At 61.6% G+C, this 14,460-nt stretch carries 26 protein-coding genes; 22 read left to right on the top strand and 4 right to left on the bottom strand.

The window, feature by feature from the left end:
• Window positions 1-193 precede the first annotated feature (193 nt).
• Genes rpsJ through BMI88_RS12955 form a run of 4 tightly spaced genes read left to right on the top strand, consistent with a single transcriptional unit; the run spans window position 194 to window position 2,289 of the window.
• Window positions 194-502 carry a 30S ribosomal protein S10 gene (gene rpsJ / locus BMI88_RS12970; RefSeq protein WP_036639457.1) on the top strand — a complete coding sequence of 103 codons (309 nt, stop codon included), beginning with the start codon at window positions 194-196 and terminating at the stop codon, window positions 500-502.
• Between the two features lie 10 nt (window positions 503-512).
• Window positions 513-1,379: a 50S ribosomal protein L3 gene (gene rplC, locus BMI88_RS12965; RefSeq protein ID WP_078542383.1), complete on the top strand. Its 867-nt coding sequence runs from the start codon at window positions 513-515 to the stop codon at window positions 1,377-1,379.
• Window positions 1,376-1,996 (top strand): 50S ribosomal protein L4, encoded by a 621-nt coding sequence (gene rplD, locus BMI88_RS12960; protein ID WP_075773839.1) that lies wholly within the window; start codon window positions 1,376-1,378, stop codon window positions 1,994-1,996. The genes rplC and rplD overlap by 4 nt, the downstream gene beginning before the upstream one ends.
• Window positions 1,993-2,289 carry a 50S ribosomal protein L23 gene (locus tag BMI88_RS12955; RefSeq protein WP_078521296.1) on the top strand — a complete coding sequence of 99 codons (297 nt, stop codon included), beginning with the start codon at window positions 1,993-1,995 and terminating at the stop codon, window positions 2,287-2,289. Before rplD ends, BMI88_RS12955 begins: the two co-directional genes overlap by 4 nt.
• 118 nt (window positions 2,290-2,407) lie before the next feature.
• Here the strand turns inward: BMI88_RS12955 and BMI88_RS12950 are convergent, their stop codons facing one another.
• The gene (locus tag BMI88_RS12950) at window positions 2,408-2,713 is read right to left on the bottom strand and encodes an SH3 domain-containing protein (protein ID WP_078549288.1); all 306 of its coding nucleotides are present in this window, start codon (window positions 2,711-2,713) and stop codon (window positions 2,408-2,410) included.
• A gap of 255 nt (window positions 2,714-2,968) precedes the next feature.
• On the opposite strand from BMI88_RS12950, the gene rplB reads away from it, so the two are divergent.
• From rplB to rplP, 5 genes are read left to right on the top strand one after another with little or no spacing between them, the layout of a single operon-like run.
• On the top strand, window positions 2,969-3,808 hold the full coding sequence (rplB, locus tag BMI88_RS12945; RefSeq protein WP_078521293.1) for a 50S ribosomal protein L2: 840 nt from the start codon (window positions 2,969-2,971) through the stop codon (window positions 3,806-3,808).
• Between the two features lie 3 nt (window positions 3,809-3,811).
• The gene (rpsS, locus tag BMI88_RS12940) at window positions 3,812-4,090 is read left to right on the top strand and encodes a 30S ribosomal protein S19 (RefSeq protein ID WP_078521291.1); all 279 of its coding nucleotides are present in this window, start codon (window positions 3,812-3,814) and stop codon (window positions 4,088-4,090) included.
• 5 nt (window positions 4,091-4,095) lie between these two features.
• On the top strand, window positions 4,096-4,476 hold the full coding sequence (rplV, locus tag BMI88_RS12935; protein ID WP_078521290.1) for a 50S ribosomal protein L22: 381 nt from the start codon (window positions 4,096-4,098) through the stop codon (window positions 4,474-4,476).
• The gene (gene rpsC, locus BMI88_RS12930) at window positions 4,476-5,183 is read left to right on the top strand and encodes a 30S ribosomal protein S3 (RefSeq protein WP_078521288.1); all 708 of its coding nucleotides are present in this window, start codon (window positions 4,476-4,478) and stop codon (window positions 5,181-5,183) included. Before rplV ends, rpsC begins: the two co-directional genes overlap by 1 nt.
• A 14-nt stretch (window positions 5,184-5,197) precedes the next feature.
• The gene (rplP, locus tag BMI88_RS12925; RefSeq protein ID WP_078542381.1) at window positions 5,198-5,611 is read left to right on the top strand and encodes a 50S ribosomal protein L16; all 414 of its coding nucleotides are present in this window, start codon (window positions 5,198-5,200) and stop codon (window positions 5,609-5,611) included.
• 74 nt (window positions 5,612-5,685) lie between these two features.
• Here the strand turns inward: rplP and BMI88_RS12920 are convergent, their stop codons facing one another.
• Together BMI88_RS12920 and BMI88_RS12915 are read right to left on the bottom strand one after the other, a co-directional pair.
• Window positions 5,686-6,219, bottom strand: coding sequence for a flavodoxin domain-containing protein (locus tag BMI88_RS12920; RefSeq protein WP_078549286.1), 534 nt, complete (start codon window positions 6,217-6,219; stop codon window positions 5,686-5,688).
• 82 nt (window positions 6,220-6,301) lie between these two features.
• The gene (locus tag BMI88_RS12915) at window positions 6,302-6,937 is read right to left on the bottom strand and encodes a 2OG-Fe(II) oxygenase family protein (RefSeq protein WP_078549284.1); all 636 of its coding nucleotides are present in this window, start codon (window positions 6,935-6,937) and stop codon (window positions 6,302-6,304) included.
• A gap of 188 nt (window positions 6,938-7,125) precedes the next feature.
• Here BMI88_RS12915 and rpmC point away from each other — a divergent pair, with 188 nt between their 5' ends.
• From rpmC to rpmD, 11 genes are all read left to right on the top strand, one after another.
• Window positions 7,126-7,326 (top strand): 50S ribosomal protein L29, encoded by a 201-nt coding sequence (gene rpmC / locus BMI88_RS12910; RefSeq protein WP_075773849.1) that lies wholly within the window; start codon window positions 7,126-7,128, stop codon window positions 7,324-7,326.
• Window positions 7,327-7,338: 12 nt separating this feature from the next.
• Window positions 7,339-7,572 (top strand): 30S ribosomal protein S17, encoded by a 234-nt coding sequence (gene rpsQ / locus BMI88_RS12905; protein ID WP_078521280.1) that lies wholly within the window; start codon window positions 7,339-7,341, stop codon window positions 7,570-7,572.
• Window positions 7,573-7,648: 76 nt separating this feature from the next.
• On the top strand, window positions 7,649-8,017 hold the full coding sequence (gene rplN, locus BMI88_RS12900; protein WP_075773851.1) for a 50S ribosomal protein L14: 369 nt from the start codon (window positions 7,649-7,651) through the stop codon (window positions 8,015-8,017).
• A complete protein-coding gene (gene rplX, locus BMI88_RS12895; RefSeq protein ID WP_078521279.1) occupies window positions 8,017-8,322 on the top strand; it encodes a 50S ribosomal protein L24 in 306 nt (101 codons plus the stop codon). Before rplN ends, rplX begins: the two co-directional genes overlap by 1 nt.
• The gene (rplE, locus tag BMI88_RS12890) at window positions 8,322-8,879 is read left to right on the top strand and encodes a 50S ribosomal protein L5 (RefSeq protein ID WP_078549282.1); all 558 of its coding nucleotides are present in this window, start codon (window positions 8,322-8,324) and stop codon (window positions 8,877-8,879) included. Before rplX ends, rplE begins: the two co-directional genes overlap by 1 nt.
• Before the next feature lie 19 nt (window positions 8,880-8,898).
• Window positions 8,899-9,204 carry a 30S ribosomal protein S14 gene (rpsN, locus tag BMI88_RS12885; protein ID WP_075773854.1) on the top strand — a complete coding sequence of 102 codons (306 nt, stop codon included), beginning with the start codon at window positions 8,899-8,901 and terminating at the stop codon, window positions 9,202-9,204.
• Between the two features lie 10 nt (window positions 9,205-9,214).
• Window positions 9,215-9,613 carry a 30S ribosomal protein S8 gene (rpsH, locus tag BMI88_RS12880; protein ID WP_152845393.1) on the top strand — a complete coding sequence of 133 codons (399 nt, stop codon included), beginning with the start codon at window positions 9,215-9,217 and terminating at the stop codon, window positions 9,611-9,613.
• A gap of 10 nt (window positions 9,614-9,623) precedes the next feature.
• Window positions 9,624-10,157 carry a 50S ribosomal protein L6 gene (rplF, locus tag BMI88_RS12875; RefSeq protein WP_078521275.1) on the top strand — a complete coding sequence of 178 codons (534 nt, stop codon included), beginning with the start codon at window positions 9,624-9,626 and terminating at the stop codon, window positions 10,155-10,157.
• A gap of 11 nt (window positions 10,158-10,168) precedes the next feature.
• Window positions 10,169-10,528, top strand: coding sequence for a 50S ribosomal protein L18 (gene rplR / locus BMI88_RS12870; protein WP_075773856.1), 360 nt, complete (start codon window positions 10,169-10,171; stop codon window positions 10,526-10,528).
• A gap of 114 nt (window positions 10,529-10,642) precedes the next feature.
• A complete protein-coding gene (gene rpsE, locus BMI88_RS12865; RefSeq protein ID WP_078549280.1) occupies window positions 10,643-11,212 on the top strand; it encodes a 30S ribosomal protein S5 in 570 nt (189 codons plus the stop codon).
• 12 nt (window positions 11,213-11,224) lie between these two features.
• The gene (rpmD, locus tag BMI88_RS12860) at window positions 11,225-11,410 is read left to right on the top strand and encodes a 50S ribosomal protein L30 (RefSeq protein WP_075773858.1); all 186 of its coding nucleotides are present in this window, start codon (window positions 11,225-11,227) and stop codon (window positions 11,408-11,410) included.
• Window positions 11,411-11,500: 90 nt separating this feature from the next.
• Here rpmD and BMI88_RS12855 read toward each other — a convergent pair whose 3' ends face one another.
• Window positions 11,501-12,079, bottom strand: a complete 579-nt coding sequence (locus BMI88_RS12855) for a hypothetical protein (protein WP_078549278.1) — start codon at window positions 12,077-12,079, stop codon at window positions 11,501-11,503.
• 215 nt (window positions 12,080-12,294) lie between these two features.
• Here BMI88_RS12855 and BMI88_RS12850 point away from each other — a divergent pair, with 215 nt between their 5' ends.
• Both BMI88_RS12850 and BMI88_RS12845 read left to right on the top strand, forming a co-directional pair.
• On the top strand, window positions 12,295-12,711 hold the full coding sequence (locus BMI88_RS12850; protein WP_078521656.1) for a universal stress protein: 417 nt from the start codon (window positions 12,295-12,297) through the stop codon (window positions 12,709-12,711).
• A 39-nt stretch (window positions 12,712-12,750) separates the two neighbouring features.
• Window positions 12,751-14,391 (top strand): BCCT family transporter, encoded by a 1,641-nt coding sequence (locus BMI88_RS12845; RefSeq protein WP_078521273.1) that lies wholly within the window; start codon window positions 12,751-12,753, stop codon window positions 14,389-14,391.
• Window positions 14,392-14,460: the final 69 nt, after the last annotated feature.

Below are 14,460 nucleotides of genomic sequence, written 5' to 3'. Positions count from 1 at the left end.
TCCGGGGCCCCGAAAACGACAGTTGGAAAGAATTTGAATGGTGCGCCGAAAGGCGCGCCATTCGCTCTTGACAGACTCAGGGTGACGCCATAGAGGACGCGCCTGATCTGCCAAGATTTTCAGGTTCGATGCAGGCGCTACATTCGGTGCCGTCTGCCTCTCAACCTTCACGCCATGCGAAGAGGCATGACATATGACCGGCCAAAATATCCGCATCCGGCTCAAGGCGTTCGATTACCGCGTGCTGGACGCCAGCACCCAGGAAATCGTGAACACCGCGAAGCGCACGGGTGCTCAGGTTCGCGGGCCCATCCCGCTCCCGAACAAGATCGAGAAATTCACGGTTCTGCGTGGTCCGCACATCGACAAGAAGTCGCGTGACCAGTGGGAAATCCGGACGCATAAGCGTCTTCTCGACATCGTCGATCCGACCCCCCAGACCGTGGACGCGCTGATGAAGCTCGACCTCGCAGCGGGCGTCGACGTCGAGATCAAGGTGTAAGGAGGGCATTATGCTGCGGACTGGTGTTATCGCCAAGAAGCTGGGCATGACCCGGCTCTTCCTTGAGGACGGCAAGCAGGTTCCTGTGACCGTTCTCCAACTCGACAAGCTTCAGGTGGTGGCTCAGCGCACTTCCGAACTCGACGGCTACACGGCCGTTCAGCTCGGCGCTGGTGAAGCCAAGGCCAAGCGTACGACCGCCGCTCTGCGTGGTCACTTCGCGAAAGCCAATGTCGCCCCGAAGCGCAAAGTCGCGGAATTCCGCGTCGCTGAAGAAAACCTGATCGAAGTGGGCGAGGAAATCACCGCGAACCACTATTTCGAAGGTCAGTTCGTGGATATCGCGGGCACCTCGATCGGTAAGGGTTTCGCCGGTGCTATGAAGCGTCACAACTTCGGCGGTCTGCGCGCCACGCACGGCGTGTCGATCTCGCACCGCTCGCACGGTTCGACCGGTCAGTGTCAGGACCCGGGCAAAGTGTTCAAGGGCAAGAAGATGGCAGGTCACCTCGGTGCCGTGCGCGTCACGACCCAGAACCTTCAGGTCGTCAAGACCGATGCCGACCGTGGCCTGATCATGGTCAAGGGTTCGGTGCCGGGCGCCAAAGGTGGCTGGGTGACGGTCAAGGATGCGGTAAAGAAGCCGCTTTCCGAGAACATCATCTACCCCGCCGCGCTGAAGTCGGCTGCCGAAGCCGCTGCGAAAGCTGCTGAAGAAGCCGCTGCCGCTGCTGCTGCCGAGGCTGAAGCCGAAGCTCAGCGTCTCGCCGAGGAGCAGGCCGCTCAGGAAGCTGCTGCGCTGAAGGAAGCTGAAGAGTCGATCGAAGCCGACAAAGGCGAAGACGGCGGCGAAGCGCCCGAAGGAGACAAGCAATGAAACTCGATGTGATCAAGCTCGACGCCGGCAAAGCCGGTTCGATCGACCTCGCCGACGAGATCTTCGGGCTCGAGCCGCGTGCGGACATCCTGCATCGCGTCGTGCGCTGGCAGCGCGCGAAGGCTCAGCAGGGCACCCACTCGGTTCTCACCCGCTCGGAGGTCAGCTACTCGACCAAGAAGATCTATCGTCAGAAGGGCACCGGTGGCGCACGTCACGGCTCCCGCAAGGCGCCGATCTTCCGCAAGGGTGGTGTCTACAAGGGCCCGACCCCGCGCAGCCACGCTCATGACCTGCCCAAGAAGTTCCGGGCTCTGGGTCTGAAGCACGCGCTGTCGTCGAAAGCCGCCGCTGGAAAACTGATCGTCCTGGAGGACGCGCAGCTCGCCGAAGCCAAGACCAAGCTGCTGGCGAAAGCCGCCAAGGAGTTGGGCTGGAAGAAGGTGCTGGTGATCGACGGGGCCGAGGTGAACGAGAACTTCGCCCAAGCCGCGCGCAACATCGACGGCATCGATGTGCTGCCTTCGATGGGCGCCAACGTGTATGACATCCTCAAGCGTGACACGCTCGTGCTCACGAAGGCGGGTGTCGAAGCTCTGGAGGCTCGTCTGAAATGAGCGCGAAACCCGAACATTACGACGTGATCGTCAAGCCGATCATCACCGAGAAAGCCACCATGGCCTCGGAGAACGGCGCTGTTGTTTTCGAAGTCGCGAAAGACGCTTCGAAGCCGCAGATCAAAGAAGCTGTTGAGACTCTCTTCGGCGTCAAGGTGAAGGCGGTCAACACCACCATCACCAAGGGCAAGACCAAGCGCTTCCGGGGCACCCCCGGTCGTCGCTCGGACTTCAAGAAAGCCTACGTGACGCTGGAAGAAGGCAACACGATCGACGTCACCACCGGCCTGTAATCCGGTAGGACTGAGACATTGGAAAGGCCCTCGCGATCCGCGGGGGCCTTTTCGTTTGCGTGATCGCTAGGGGAGGGGGCGCTTGCCGCTCATGGAGTGCCCGGGCAGCGCCAGCGCCTCACTTCTCGCGCAGGTAGCTTTCCGAGACGTAGCCGCGCAGGTTGCGGGCGACGTCGAGCGAGACGTTGCACCAGCGGGTATTGCCGCTGCGCTCGCAGCTGCGCACATGGACGAGCGCGCCGTTGGGAAGCCCCAGGATCACCTTGTAGCCGGTGCCGGGGCCTGCGCGCAGTTTCAGCATGTCCTCGCCTTTCACCCCGGCGACCTCATAGGTGCCGCGCCACGCGTCGGCGAGGGTCGGGGTCGCGAGGGTCGCTGCCGCGCAGAGCGGGGCTGCGAGGAGGATTGCTCGGGTTGGACGCATTGGTTGCTCCTGTTATGTCTTCTGCCTCGGGAGCCATTTTGCCTGCCCTGACCGCGAAGCGCCAGTTGCTTGGACCAACGCGCGCAAAAACAGGCCAAGCCTATAGACTCACCCCCACATCCCTGCTACATCGCGCCAGTCTCGCGGCCTCGGATTCGTTCCGGGGCCCGTGATTTTTGAATTCGGGGACCTTCGGGGCCCTATACACACAGACAGGCGAGGCAACTCGCCGCAAACCAACGGAAGACAGAAAGCATGGCACTCAAGTCGTATAAGCCGACGACGCCGGGCCAGCGTGGGCTGGTTCTGATCGACCGTTCGGAGCTTTGGAAAGGCCGTCCGGTCAAAGCCCTCACGCAGGGTTTGACCAAGTCGGGTGGCCGGAACAACACCGGGCGGATCACGATGTGGCACAAGGGTGGTGGCGCGAAGCGTCTCTACCGCATCGTCGATTTCAAGCGTCGCAAGTTCGATGTTCAAGGCACCGTCGAGCGGATCGAATACGATCCGAACCGGACCGCCTTCATCGCGCTGATCAACTATGAAGATGGTGAGCAGGCCTACATCCTCGCACCCCAGCGTCTCGCTGTCGGTGACAAGGTCGTTTCGGGCTCGCGTCACGACGTCAAGCCGGGCAACGCGATGCCGTTCTCGGGCATGCCGATCGGTACCATCGTCCACAACGTCGAACTGAAGCCCGGCAAGGGTGGCCAGATCGCACGCGCCGCGGGCACCTACGCCCAATTCGTCGGCCGTGACGGTGGCTACGCTCAGCTGCGTCTTTCGTCGGGCGAACTGCGCCTCGTGCGTCAGGAATGCATGGCGACCATCGGTGCCGTGTCGAACGCCGACCACTCGAACCAGAACCTCGGTAAAGCCGGTCGTAAGCGCCACATGGGTGTCCGTCCGACCGTCCGCGGTGTCGCGATGAACCCGATCGACCACCCGCACGGTGGTGGTGAAGGTCGTACCTCGGGTGGCCGTCATCCGGTTACGCCGTGGGGCAAGCCCACCAAGGGCAAGCGCACGCGCGTCAACAAGAAGACGGACCAGTATATCCTGCGTTCGCGTCACGCGAAGAAGAAGGGTCGCTAACATATGTCTCGTTCTGTTTGGAAAGGCCCCTTCGTTGATGCCTACCTGCTGAAAAAAGCAGAGAAGGCTCGCGAGTCGGGCAAAGGCGACGTCATCAAGATCTGGTCGCGTCGCTCCACCATCCTGCCGCAATTCGTTGGTCTGACCTTTGGGGTCTACAACGGCCACAAGCACATCCCGGTGAACGTCACCGAGGAAATGATCGGTCAGAAGTTCGGTGAATATTCGCCGACCCGCACCTATTACGGGCATGCGGCCGACAAAAAAGCCAAGAGGAAGTAATCGTCATGGGTAAGGAAAAGAATCCGCGCCGCGTGGCGGAGAACGAAGCGATGGCGAAGACCCGCATGCTTCGCACCTCGCCGCAGAAGCTGAACCTCGTCGCCGCGATGATCCGTGGCAAGAAGGTCGACAAGGCCCTTTCGGACCTGACCTTCTCGAAGAAGCGCATCGCGCTCGACGTGAAGAAGTGCCTTCAGTCGGCAATCGCCAACGCTGAGAACAACCACGGCCTGGACGTGGACGAGCTCGTCGTGGCGGAAGCCTGGGTTGGCAAGAACCTGGTGATGAAGCGTGGCCGTCCGCGGGCACGTGGTCGCTTCGGCAAGATCATGAAGCCGTTCTCGGAAATCACCATCAAGGTGCGTCAGGTTGAGGAGCAAGCGTAATGGGTCAGAAGGTTAATCCGATCGGCATGCGCCTCCAGGTCAACCGCACCTGGGATAGCCGCTGGTACGCCGACAGCAAAGACTATGGCGACCTGCTGCTCGAGGACATCAAGATCCGCGAGTTCATCCACGAGGAAGCCAAGCAGGCCGGCATCAGCCGCGTCATCATCGAGCGTCCGCACAAGAAGTGCCGTGTGACCATTCACGCTGCACGTCCGGGCGTCATCATCGGCAAGAAGGGCGCTGACATCGAAGCGCTCCGCAAGAAGCTGGCGAACTTCACCGACAGCGAGCTGCACCTGAACATCGTCGAAGTCCGCAAGCCGGAACTCGATGCGCAGCTCGTCGCCGAGTCGATCGCACAGCAGCTCGAGCGTCGTGTCTCGTTCCGTCGCGCCATGAAGCGCTCGGTGCAGAACGCGATGCGTATGGGTGGTCTTGGTATCCGTGTGAACGTCGCTGGCCGTCTGGGCGGCGCCGAGATCGCGCGTACCGAATGGTATCGCGAAGGTCGCGTGCCGCTGCACACCCTGCGTGCCGATATCGACTATGCGCTGTCCGAAGCGTCGACCCCCTACGGGATCATCGGCGTGAAGGTCTGGATCTTCAAAGGCGAGATCATGGAACATGATCCGCAAGCTCGTGACCGCAAGCACGCTGAAGCCCAAGAGGGCCCGGCACCGCGCGGCCCGCGTCGCGATCGCTGAGGGAGTAGATAGTTATGCTGCAACCGAAACGGACGAAGTTCCGCAAGATGCACAAAGGCCGGATTCACGGTGAAGCCAAAGGTGGTTTCGACCTGAACTTCGGTCACTTCGGCCTCAAGGCAGAGGCGCCCGAGCGCGTCACCGCCCGTCAGATCGAAGCTGCGCGTCGTGCGATCACCCGCCACATGAAGCGTCAAGGCCGTGTTTGGATCCGGATCTTCCCGGATACCCCGATCACCGCGAAACCCACCGAAGTCCGTATGGGTAAAGGTAAGGGTTCGGTCGACCGTTGGGCCGCCAAGGTCAAGCCCGGCCGCGTGATGTTCGAGATCGACGGCGTCAACGAAGAGACCGCTCGCGAGGCTCTGCGCCTCGGCGCGGCCAAGCTTCCGGTCGCCTGCCGTATCGTCGAGCGTCAGGACTGGTAATCCCGGTCTGACTGCTGAAGACAAACGAAAGCCCCGCCAGAGATGGCGGGGCTCTTGCGTTGTTGGCGGTATGATCAGGCGCCGTCGGAGATCCAACCGTCGATCAGCGCATCGAGCGCTTCCCAGTCGGTATATTCGATATCGGCGTCGAGATCGGCATCGGGGTCCTTCTTCGCCACGATGCGGCGCATCACGAACCGGCGGAAGATATCGTATTTCGACGGCAGATAGGCGCCCGCGATCTGTTCGGTCAGATCCGGCGTCCAGCCGGTCGCCTCTTCGAAGTCCTTGAGGATCTTGTCGAGGGCGCGCCAATCTTCTGCGTCGTGGCCCGCGGCGGCCAGAGAGACGGAGAGAAAGAGGCTCGGGCGGTTCCGGATGATGTCGCGTTGCTCTGCGACGAAATCGGCGAAGCGGCCCTGATAATGTCCGACATGGATCGAAGCCGCGAGGATGATCCGGTCGAACCGGTCGAGGTCCATCCCCTCGGCTTCCCTAGTGGAGATCAATTCGGCGGAATGGCCCAATTCGGAGATCCGGTCGGCGACGTGCCGCGCGATCTTGCGGGTTTGCCCCTCGCTGGAGGCATAGGCGACGAGTGTTTTCATGCTGCGCTCCCGTTATCTGGTTGCGCAGCAAGGAAATCAGGTGAGACCCGGTTTGGCTATGATTGCGATCAAAGCGTAGGGCTCAATCCACCCATTTGTAATTGAAGCTCACCGAGATGCGCTCGTCCTCGGCCATGTTCATCGGCACCTCGTGGCGCAGCCAGCTTTCCCAGAGCAGCACCTCGCCGGGTTCGGGGGCGATGTAGATGAAGGGCTGAAGCTCGCGCCGGGCGGTCTTGAGGCGGGTCGGGGCCGCCATCATCCGGGCGCTGCGCGGGTCTTCCAGCTTCAGCGCAGAGGCGCCGTCGGGCATCGCGACATAGGTCGTGCCCGAGATCACCGAATGGGGGTGGAGGTGCGAACTATGGGTGCCGCCTTCGGGCAGGATGTTGATCCAGAGGTCTTCGAGCACCAGCTTGCCCTCGCCCAGATCGAATTGCAGATCCTCGGCGAAGGCCGCGACGTGCTTGTCGAGCGCCTTCACCATGTCGGCGAAGATCGGGAAACGCCAGGGCAGGTCGGTGAGCGAGGCGTAGGAGGTATAGCCCGGATAGCCGTTCTCCTCGCACCAGTCCTGACCGGCTTCGTCATCCTCGGCGATGGCGTAGCACGAGGCCTCCAGCTCGCCCGTATCGACCTTCGGGCCGAATGCGGATAGGGAGGCGCGGTAGAGGCGGGTGACGAAGAGGGACTCGATCTGGGTCTTGGGCTCGGACATTAGGGCTCTCGCAACTGGGCGTGGATTTATCCCCCTGTTACGCCAAAGCGGCCCGAAGGCCAAACAATCCTTGCCATATTCGATTCGCTCTGATATTGGCCCCAAGTTCCTGAAATCAGGACCGACATAACCCATCAGAAAGCAGGGTCACCCGCGAGGGGCCCTCTGATGCCAAGAAAGGACCCGGGATGAACGCCCAAGAACTCAAGGCGAAGACGCCTGATGAGCTGCGTGACCAGCTCGTCTCGCTGAAGAAAGAAGCCTTCAACCTCCGCTTTCAGCAGGCCACGAACCAACTCGAGAACACCGCGCGCATGCGCACCGTTCGTCGGGACGTTGCACGTATCAAAACCGTGCTGAACCAAAAAGCCGCTGAAGCCGCGAAGTAAGGAGAGCTTCCTATGCCCAAACGCATCCTGCAAGGTACCGTGACGTCGGACAAAAACGACCAGACCGTAACCGTTTCGGTCGAGCGCCGCTTCACGCATCCGGTTCTCAAGAAGACGATCCGGAAGTCCAAGAAATACCGCGCCCATGACGCGGAAAACCAGTTCAAGACCGGTGACATTGTTCGCATCGAAGAGTGCGCACCCGTCTCGAAGACCAAGCGCTGGCGGGTTGTGGTTTCGGCGTAAGCCGGGGCCATCCGTCAGTATTCGAAACCCTGGGGCCCTTACTGCATAGGCGTCCCCAAAGGTCGGGAGTAACCCCATGATCCAGATGCAGACCAATCTGGATGTTGCTGACAACTCCGGCGCTCGCCGGGTTCAGTGCATCAAGGTCCTCGGCGGCTCGCACCGCCGTTACGCATCCGTGGGCGACATCATTGTGGTGTCGGTCAAGGAAGCGATCCCGCGCGGCCGCGTGAAGAAAGGTGACGTCCGCAAGGCCGTCGTCGTGCGCACCGCCAAGGAAGTTCGTCGCGACGATGGCACCGCCATCCGTTTCGACCGCAACGCCGCCGTTATCCTGAACAACGCGGGCGAGCCGGTCGGCACCCGTATCTTCGGGCCGGTCGTGCGTGAGCTGCGTGCGAAGAACTTCATGAAGATCATCTCGCTTGCTCCGGAGGTGCTGTAATGGCTGCTAAGCTCCGCAAAGGCGATAAGGTCGTCGTTCTCGCTGGCAAGGACAAGGGCAAGCAGGGTGAGATCACCTCTGTTGACCCGAAAGCCGGCAAAGCTGTCGTCGACGGCGTGAACGTTGCGATCCGCCACCAGCGTCAGACCCAGTCCAACCAGGGCGGTCGTCAGCCCAAGGCTATGCCGATCGACCTGTCGAACCTGGCTCTGATGGACGCAAACGGCAAAGCCACCCGCGTCGGCTTCCGCGAGGAAGACGGCAAGAAGGTGCGTTTCGCCAAGACCACGGGGGATGCGATCTGATGCTCGATCAAGCAACCTACACTCCGCGTCTTCGCGCTCTTTACCGCGACACCATCAAGGCGGCGCTGAAAGAAGAGTTCGGCTACAAGAACGACATGATGATCCCGAAGCTCGACAAGATCGTGCTGAACATGGGCGTCGGCGAAGCCGTGAAAGACACCAAGAAGGTCAAGCAGGCCGCCGAAGAGCTCTCGCTCATCGCTGGTCAGAAGGCCGTGATGACCAAGGCGAAGAAGTCGATCGCTGGCTTCCGCGTCCGGGAAGAGATGCCGCTGGGTACGAAAGTGACCCTGCGCGGTGACCGGATGTACGAATTCCTCGATCGCCTGATCAACGTTGCTATGCCGCGCGTTCGCGACTTCCGCGGTGTGAAGCCGTCGTTCGACGGTCGTGGCAACTTCGCAATGGGCCTCAAGGAGCACATCGTGTTCCCCGAGATCGACTTCGATAAGGTCGATGAGGTTCTGGGTATGGACATCATCATGGTGACCACGTCTGACGTGGATGCCGAAGCGAAGGCGCTGTTGAAGCATTTCAACATGCCCTTCAACGCCTGATCGCGGAGGAACGAAACTTATGGCTAAGAAATCCATGGTTGCGCGCGAAGCGAAGCGCCAGCGTCTTGTGAACAAGTACGCTGACAAGCGGGCCGCGCTCAAGGAAATCATCAACGACCAGGAGCGCCCGATGGAAGAGCGCTTCAAGGCGTCGCTGAAACTCGCGGAACTCCCGCGCAACTCGTCGGCGGTCCGGCTGCACAATCGTTGCCAGCTCACGGGTCGTCCCCACGCTTACTACCGTAAGCTCAAACTCTCGCGGATCATGCTGCGTGACCTGGCCTCCTACGGTCAGATCCCCGGCATGGTGAAGTCGAGCTGGTAAGGAGGGCGACATGTCTGTGAACGATCCTCTCGGCGATATGCTGACCCGCATCCGCAACGCACAACTGCGTGGCAAATCCACCGTCCGCACCCCGGCCTCCAAGCTTCGCGCTTGGGTTCTCGACGTGCTGGCTGACGAAGGCTACATCCGTGGTTACGAGCAGGCGACGTCTGCTGCCGGCCATCCGGAGCTGGAAATCAGCCTCAAGTACTACGAGGGCACCCCGGTCATCCGCGAGCTGCAGCGCGTCTCGACCCCCGGTCGCCGCGTATACATGGCCGCGAAAGACGTTCCGTCGGTCCGTCAGGGCCTCGGCGTCTCGATCGTCTCGACCTCGAAGGGCGTGATGTCGGATGCAAACGCACGATCCGCCAATGTTGGCGGCGAAGTGCTCTGCACCGTGTTCTAAGGAGGGCTCAATGTCTCGTATTGGTAAGAAACCGGTCGAGCTTCCCAGCGGCGTTTCTGCGCAGCTGTCGGGCCAGACCATCGAAGTGAAGGGGCCGAAAGGCACCCGTACCTTCACCGCGACCGACGACGTGACCCTCGCTGTCGAGGACAACGCCGTCACCGTCACCCCGCGTGGCCAGTCGAAGCGCGCGCGCCAGCAGTGGGGTATGACCCGCTCGCAGGTCGCGAACCTCGTCCAGGGCGTGACCGAAGGCTTCAAGAAGGAGCTGGAGATCCAGGGTGTTGGTTATCGTGCGCAGATGCAGGGCAACGTCCTGAAGCTGTCGCTCGGTTATTCGCACGAAGTCAACTTCGAGGTTCCGGAGGGCGTGACTGTCACCGCTCCGAAGCAGACCGAGATCGTTGTGGAAGGTTCTGACCAGCAGCAGGTGGGCCAGGTCGCGGCAAATATCCGCGAATGGCGTGCTCCCGAGCCCTATAAGGGCAAGGGCATCCGCTACAAGGGTGAGTATATCTTCCGCAAAGAAGGTAAGAAGAAGTAAGGAACGCGAAAATGGCAAACAGCAAACGGGATCTGTTCCTCAAGCGCCGCCTGCGCGTCCGGAACAAGCTTCGCAAGATGGCCGCTGGTCGCGCCCGTCTTTCGGTGCATCGTTCGTCGAAAAATATCAGCGTTCAGCTGATCGACGACGTCAACGGTCGCACTCTGGCCGCCGCTTCCACGCTCGAGAAAGATCTCGGTGTGGTCGGCAAGAACAACGTCGAAGCGGCAGCCAAAGTTGGCGCCGCGATCGCCGAGCGTGCGAAGAAGGCCGGTGTCGAAACCTGCTACTTCGACCGCGGTGGCTTCCTGTTCCACGGGAAGATCAAGGCGCTCGCCGACGCAGCCCGCGAAGGCGGTCTGAAGTTCTAAGACTGGTGGGGGACGTTCGCGTCCCCCCGATGATCCGGGCCGCGCCCTTCGGGGCGGGGCACCTGGATTGAGACAAACGGCGTGAAACCACGCCATCACGAGAAGGAATGCCTCATGGCAGAACGTGACAACCGCCGGGGCCGCCGCGACGACCGCGACGAAAACCCGGAATTCGCCGATCGCCTCGTCGCGATCAACCGCGTGTCGAAAACCGTGAAGGGTGGTAAGCGCTTTGGCTTCGCAGCCCTCGTGGTCGTCGGCGACCAGCGTGGCCGTGTCGGCTTCGGCAAAGGCAAGGCCAAAGAGGTTCCGGAAGCGATCCGCAAAGCCACCGAGCAAGCGAAGCGCAACCTGATCCGCGTCCCGCTGCGCGATGGCCGCACGCTGCACCACGACATCGAGGGCCGTCACGGCGCTGGTAAGGTCGTGATGCGCACCGCACCGGAAGGTACCGGGATCATCGCCGGTGGTCCGATGCGTGCCGTGTTCGAGATGCTGGGCGTGAAGGACGTCGTGTCGAAATCGACCGGCACCCAGAACCCCTACAACATGATCCGTGCCACGCTGAACGGTCTGACCCGCGAAGCAAGCCCCCGTCAGGTGGCTGCGCGCCGCGGCAAGAAAGTGGCCGACATCCTCAAGAAGCCCGAGGCTGAGGCAACTGCCGAAGCCACGGAAGCGTAAGGAGAGCGATCAATGGCTACCATCGTCGTCAAGCAGATCGGTTCGCCGATCCGTCGCCCCGCCATCCAGCGTGCCACGCTGAAAGGTCTGGGTCTGGACAAGATGAACCGTACCCGTGAGCTGGAAGATACCCCGGCCGTGCGCGGTATGGTCGCGAAGATTCCGCACCTCGTCGAAATCGTCGAAGAGCGCGGCTGAGCCGACCGGTTCGTCTGAATACCGAAACGCCCCGACCGAAAGGCCGGGGCGTTTTGCATTCGTGGGGTGCGTCTTCGGGGGCAGGGCGCCTCAGTTCCAGCCCGGGCCTCTGCCGCCGCCATAGCCGCGCCCTTGGCCGCCCATGCCGCGCCCCTGCATATGCCCACCTCCCCCGCAGCGCTGGAAGGCGGGCAGGTGCTTGGTCTGAGAGGCATCGCGCAGGCGCGTCAGGATCTGGGTAAGTTGGGCATTCCCGGTGACCGCCGGTAGGAGCCGCCCGTCATAGAGCCCGGAATTCGCCATCTCCGCCTGCACGCCAAGCGCACAAGCCTCGGCCAAGGTGCCCGGCACCGGGGCCAGAGGCTTGGCCCCGCTCAGATAAGGGTTGGCGGGCACGGATAGCCCGTTCTGCCGCAGCACAGCGATCAGCGCCGCAGCATGGGAGATCTCGGCCCGCTCGATATTCGAGAAGGGGCGCACGGCGCCAAACCTCTCCATGATCGCCCGATAGGTGGCCTGCGCGTGATACTCATCATCTAGCGCCGCGAGCACCGCCCTATGTTCCGCCGAGGTGAGCGCCGCTTGTGCGGGTAGGGCCGTGCCTAAAACGACCGCGATCACGGTGACTATCGCGCCAAGTCTTGTTCCAAGTGAGCTGTGAAAACGCATCGCTCTCTCCTTCCTGAGCCAACTGGAGTTGATACGGCCGCGCCGGACAGAGTCCGGCGCGGATGTGACCGCGCGTCGCAGGCCCCTAGGCGGGCATGTCATTTCTTTAATTTTTCTTCACGAAATCCGGAACCGAATGTGACACACTGGGTTGGTTGGATATCGTTGCATCCTGCAATAGGGTGCTGCGCTTCAAGACTGAGGGACGGATCGATATGTTTGAAAAAATCATGGTTCCGGTCGACCTGCGTCATGTCGAGAAGATGGGCAAGACGTTGAAAGTCGCTTCGGAAATCGCAGCGAAACACGACGCAGAAGTTGTTTTCATAGGTGTCACTAGCCAAGAGCCGAGCGAATTCGGCCACAATGCCAAGGAATATGCCGCGAAACTGGACGATTTCGCGCAGAGCCATGCCAACGAGTTTGGGCATAAGGGGTCGTCGAAGGCAGTCATCGTGCCCGACCCGGCCGTTGATCTCGACAAGACGTTGCTGAAGACGGCTGATGATCTCGGCGCTGATCTGGTGGTGATGGCCACGCATGTGCCCAACGCGGCCAACTATCTCTTTGCGTCGCATGGCGGCCACCTCGCCGCGCACAGCGATGCGTCGGTGTTTCTCGTACGCGGATAACGCGGACCAATATAACCAATAAGGACAGGAGGACGGCATATGGCCGAACCTGAAGAAGTTCAGGGCATCCCTGCCCCCGAAGGGGACACACAACTGATCGAGACCGACTATGAGATCGGTCAAGACAACCTCGAAGGGCAGGTAGGGCCCTTCGGTTTCGACATTCACAACCCTGTTTTCATGATCTCGGCGTTGTCCATCGTGGCCTTCGTCTTCTATGCGCTGGCTCTGCCTGAGCAGGCGAGTTCGCTGTTTGGCGCGATGCGCCCGTGGCTGACCTCGACCTTCGACTGGTTCTTCATGAGCGCCGCGAACATCTTCGTCATCTTCTGCCTTGCCCTGATCGTCTCGCCCTATGGCGCAGTGCGTCTGGGTGGCACGGATGCGGAGCCGGACTTCACCTATATGGGGTGGTTCGCGATGCTCTTCGCCGCCGGTATGGGCATCGGCCTGATGTTCTTCGGCGTGCTCGAGCCGGTCTATCACATGGCGGTCTCGCAGCCTCTGGGCACGCCTTCGCCCTTCGATGCGGATGGCAACCTGATCCCGGAGAATGTCGCACGGGCCAAAGAAATGGGCCTCGCCGCGACGATCTATCACTGGGGTCTGCACCCCTGGGCGATCTATGCGGTCGTGGCGCTCGCGCTGGCGCTGTTCTCCTATAACAAGGGGCTGCCGCTGACGATCCGTTCGGCCTTCTACCCGATCTTCGGCGAGAAGGTCTGGGGCTGGACCGGCCATATCATCGACATCATCGCGGTGTTCGCGACGCTGTTCGGCCTTGCGACCTCGCTCGGCTTTGGCGCGCAACAGGCGAATGCGGGTCTCAACCACGTGTTCGGCGTTCCGATCGACACGACGGTACAGGTCATCCTGATCACGCTGATCACCGGCGTTGCGCTGTTCTCGGTGCTGCGTGGCCTCGATGGCGGCGTGAAGCTTCTGTCCGAGATCAACATGGGGATCGCGGCGCTGCTGCTACTCTTCGTGCTCTTCGCGGGCCCGACGCTGATGATCTTCACCGATTTCGGTCAGGGTCTTCTGGCCTATGCGAAAGACATCATCCCGCTGTCGAACCCGATCGGGCGCACGGATGACAGCTATCGCGACGGCTGGACCGCGTTCTACTGGGCGTGGTGGATTTCCTGGTCGCCCTTCGTCGGCATGTTCATCGCCCGCGTTTCGCGTGGCCGTACCGTGCGCGAGTTCATCATCTGCGTTCTGCTGATCCCGTCGCTCGTCTGCGTGTTGTGGATGGCGGTCTTCGGTGGCGTCGCGATCGATCAGGTGATCTCGGATCCGTCCGGTTCGCTCGTGAAGGCGCAGGTCATCGATAGCTACAACCCGCCGCTGTCGCTCTTCGCGATGCTGGAAGGGCTGCCGCTGGCCTCGATCACCTCGGTCATCGCGATCGTCCTGGTCATCGTGTTCTTCGTGACCTCGTCGGACTCCGGCTCGCTCGTGATCGATACGATCACCGCAGGCGGCAAGGTCGACGCGCCGGTCCCGCAGCGTGTGTTCTGGGCCACTTTCGAGGGCGCGGTCGCGATCGTGCTGTTGATCGGCGGCGGTCTGAGCGCGCTACAGGCGATGGTGATCTCCACCGGTCTGCCCTTCACGCTGGTTCTGCTGGTGATGTGTTGGGCGATCTGGAAGGGTCTGCGGACCGAGCCTCGGTAAGCTGACCAAGATTTGAGACAAAGGCGCGCGAGGGAGACCTCGCGCGCCTTTCGCTATGTGCAGGGCGTC

The sequence above is a fragment of the Thioclava sp. F36-6 genome (assembly GCF_002020305.1).
Lineage (GTDB): Bacteria > Pseudomonadota > Alphaproteobacteria > Rhodobacterales > Rhodobacteraceae > Thioclava > Thioclava sediminum.
Note: the sequence above shows the minus strand (reverse complement) of the source record. Positions and strands in the feature narration are given on the sequence as shown.

What these genes read in the sequence shown, in the direction of transcription:
- rpsH (WP_152845393.1), top strand. Translation starts at nt 9,215, where the DNA reads ATGTCTGTGAACGATCCTCTCGGCGATATGCTGACCCGCATCCGCAAC.
- rplX (WP_078521279.1), top strand. Translation starts at nt 8,017, where the DNA reads ATGGCTGCTAAGCTCCGCAAAGGCGATAAGGTCGTCGTTCTCGCTGGC.
- BMI88_RS12850 (WP_078521656.1), top strand. Translation starts at nt 12,295, where the DNA reads ATGTTTGAAAAAATCATGGTTCCGGTCGACCTGCGTCATGTCGAGAAG.
- rpsQ (WP_078521280.1), top strand. Translation starts at nt 7,339, where the DNA reads ATGCCCAAACGCATCCTGCAAGGTACCGTGACGTCGGACAAAAACGAC.
- rpsC (WP_078521288.1), top strand. Translation starts at nt 4,476, where the DNA reads ATGGGTCAGAAGGTTAATCCGATCGGCATGCGCCTCCAGGTCAACCGC.
- rplC (WP_078542383.1), top strand. Translation starts at nt 513, where the DNA reads ATGCTGCGGACTGGTGTTATCGCCAAGAAGCTGGGCATGACCCGGCTC.
- BMI88_RS12920 (WP_078549286.1), bottom strand. Translation starts at nt 6,219, where the DNA reads ATGAAAACACTCGTCGCCTATGCCTCCAGCGAGGGGCAAACCCGCAAG.
- BMI88_RS12855 (WP_078549278.1), bottom strand. Translation starts at nt 12,079, where the DNA reads ATGCGTTTTCACAGCTCACTTGGAACAAGACTTGGCGCGATAGTCACC.
- BMI88_RS12955 (WP_078521296.1), top strand. Translation starts at nt 1,993, where the DNA reads ATGAGCGCGAAACCCGAACATTACGACGTGATCGTCAAGCCGATCATC.
- rpsJ (WP_036639457.1), top strand. Translation starts at nt 194, where the DNA reads ATGACCGGCCAAAATATCCGCATCCGGCTCAAGGCGTTCGATTACCGC.
- rpsS (WP_078521291.1), top strand. Translation starts at nt 3,812, where the DNA reads ATGTCTCGTTCTGTTTGGAAAGGCCCCTTCGTTGATGCCTACCTGCTG.
- rpsE (WP_078549280.1), top strand. Translation starts at nt 10,643, where the DNA reads ATGGCAGAACGTGACAACCGCCGGGGCCGCCGCGACGACCGCGACGAA.
- rplR (WP_075773856.1), top strand. Translation starts at nt 10,169, where the DNA reads ATGGCAAACAGCAAACGGGATCTGTTCCTCAAGCGCCGCCTGCGCGTC.
- rplV (WP_078521290.1), top strand. Translation starts at nt 4,096, where the DNA reads ATGGGTAAGGAAAAGAATCCGCGCCGCGTGGCGGAGAACGAAGCGATG.
- rplF (WP_078521275.1), top strand. Translation starts at nt 9,624, where the DNA reads ATGTCTCGTATTGGTAAGAAACCGGTCGAGCTTCCCAGCGGCGTTTCT.
- rplD (WP_075773839.1), top strand. Translation starts at nt 1,376, where the DNA reads ATGAAACTCGATGTGATCAAGCTCGACGCCGGCAAAGCCGGTTCGATC.
- BMI88_RS12950 (WP_078549288.1), bottom strand. Translation starts at nt 2,713, where the DNA reads ATGCGTCCAACCCGAGCAATCCTCCTCGCAGCCCCGCTCTGCGCGGCA.
- BMI88_RS12915 (WP_078549284.1), bottom strand. Translation starts at nt 6,937, where the DNA reads ATGTCCGAGCCCAAGACCCAGATCGAGTCCCTCTTCGTCACCCGCCTC.
- BMI88_RS12845 (WP_078521273.1), top strand. Translation starts at nt 12,751, where the DNA reads ATGGCCGAACCTGAAGAAGTTCAGGGCATCCCTGCCCCCGAAGGGGAC.
- rpsN (WP_075773854.1), top strand. Translation starts at nt 8,899, where the DNA reads ATGGCTAAGAAATCCATGGTTGCGCGCGAAGCGAAGCGCCAGCGTCTT.
- rpmC (WP_075773849.1), top strand. Translation starts at nt 7,126, where the DNA reads ATGAACGCCCAAGAACTCAAGGCGAAGACGCCTGATGAGCTGCGTGAC.
- rpmD (WP_075773858.1), top strand. Translation starts at nt 11,225, where the DNA reads ATGGCTACCATCGTCGTCAAGCAGATCGGTTCGCCGATCCGTCGCCCC.
- rplP (WP_078542381.1), top strand. Translation starts at nt 5,198, where the DNA reads ATGCTGCAACCGAAACGGACGAAGTTCCGCAAGATGCACAAAGGCCGG.
- rplB (WP_078521293.1), top strand. Translation starts at nt 2,969, where the DNA reads ATGGCACTCAAGTCGTATAAGCCGACGACGCCGGGCCAGCGTGGGCTG.
- rplE (WP_078549282.1), top strand. Translation starts at nt 8,322, where the DNA reads ATGCTCGATCAAGCAACCTACACTCCGCGTCTTCGCGCTCTTTACCGC.
- rplN (WP_075773851.1), top strand. Translation starts at nt 7,649, where the DNA reads ATGATCCAGATGCAGACCAATCTGGATGTTGCTGACAACTCCGGCGCT.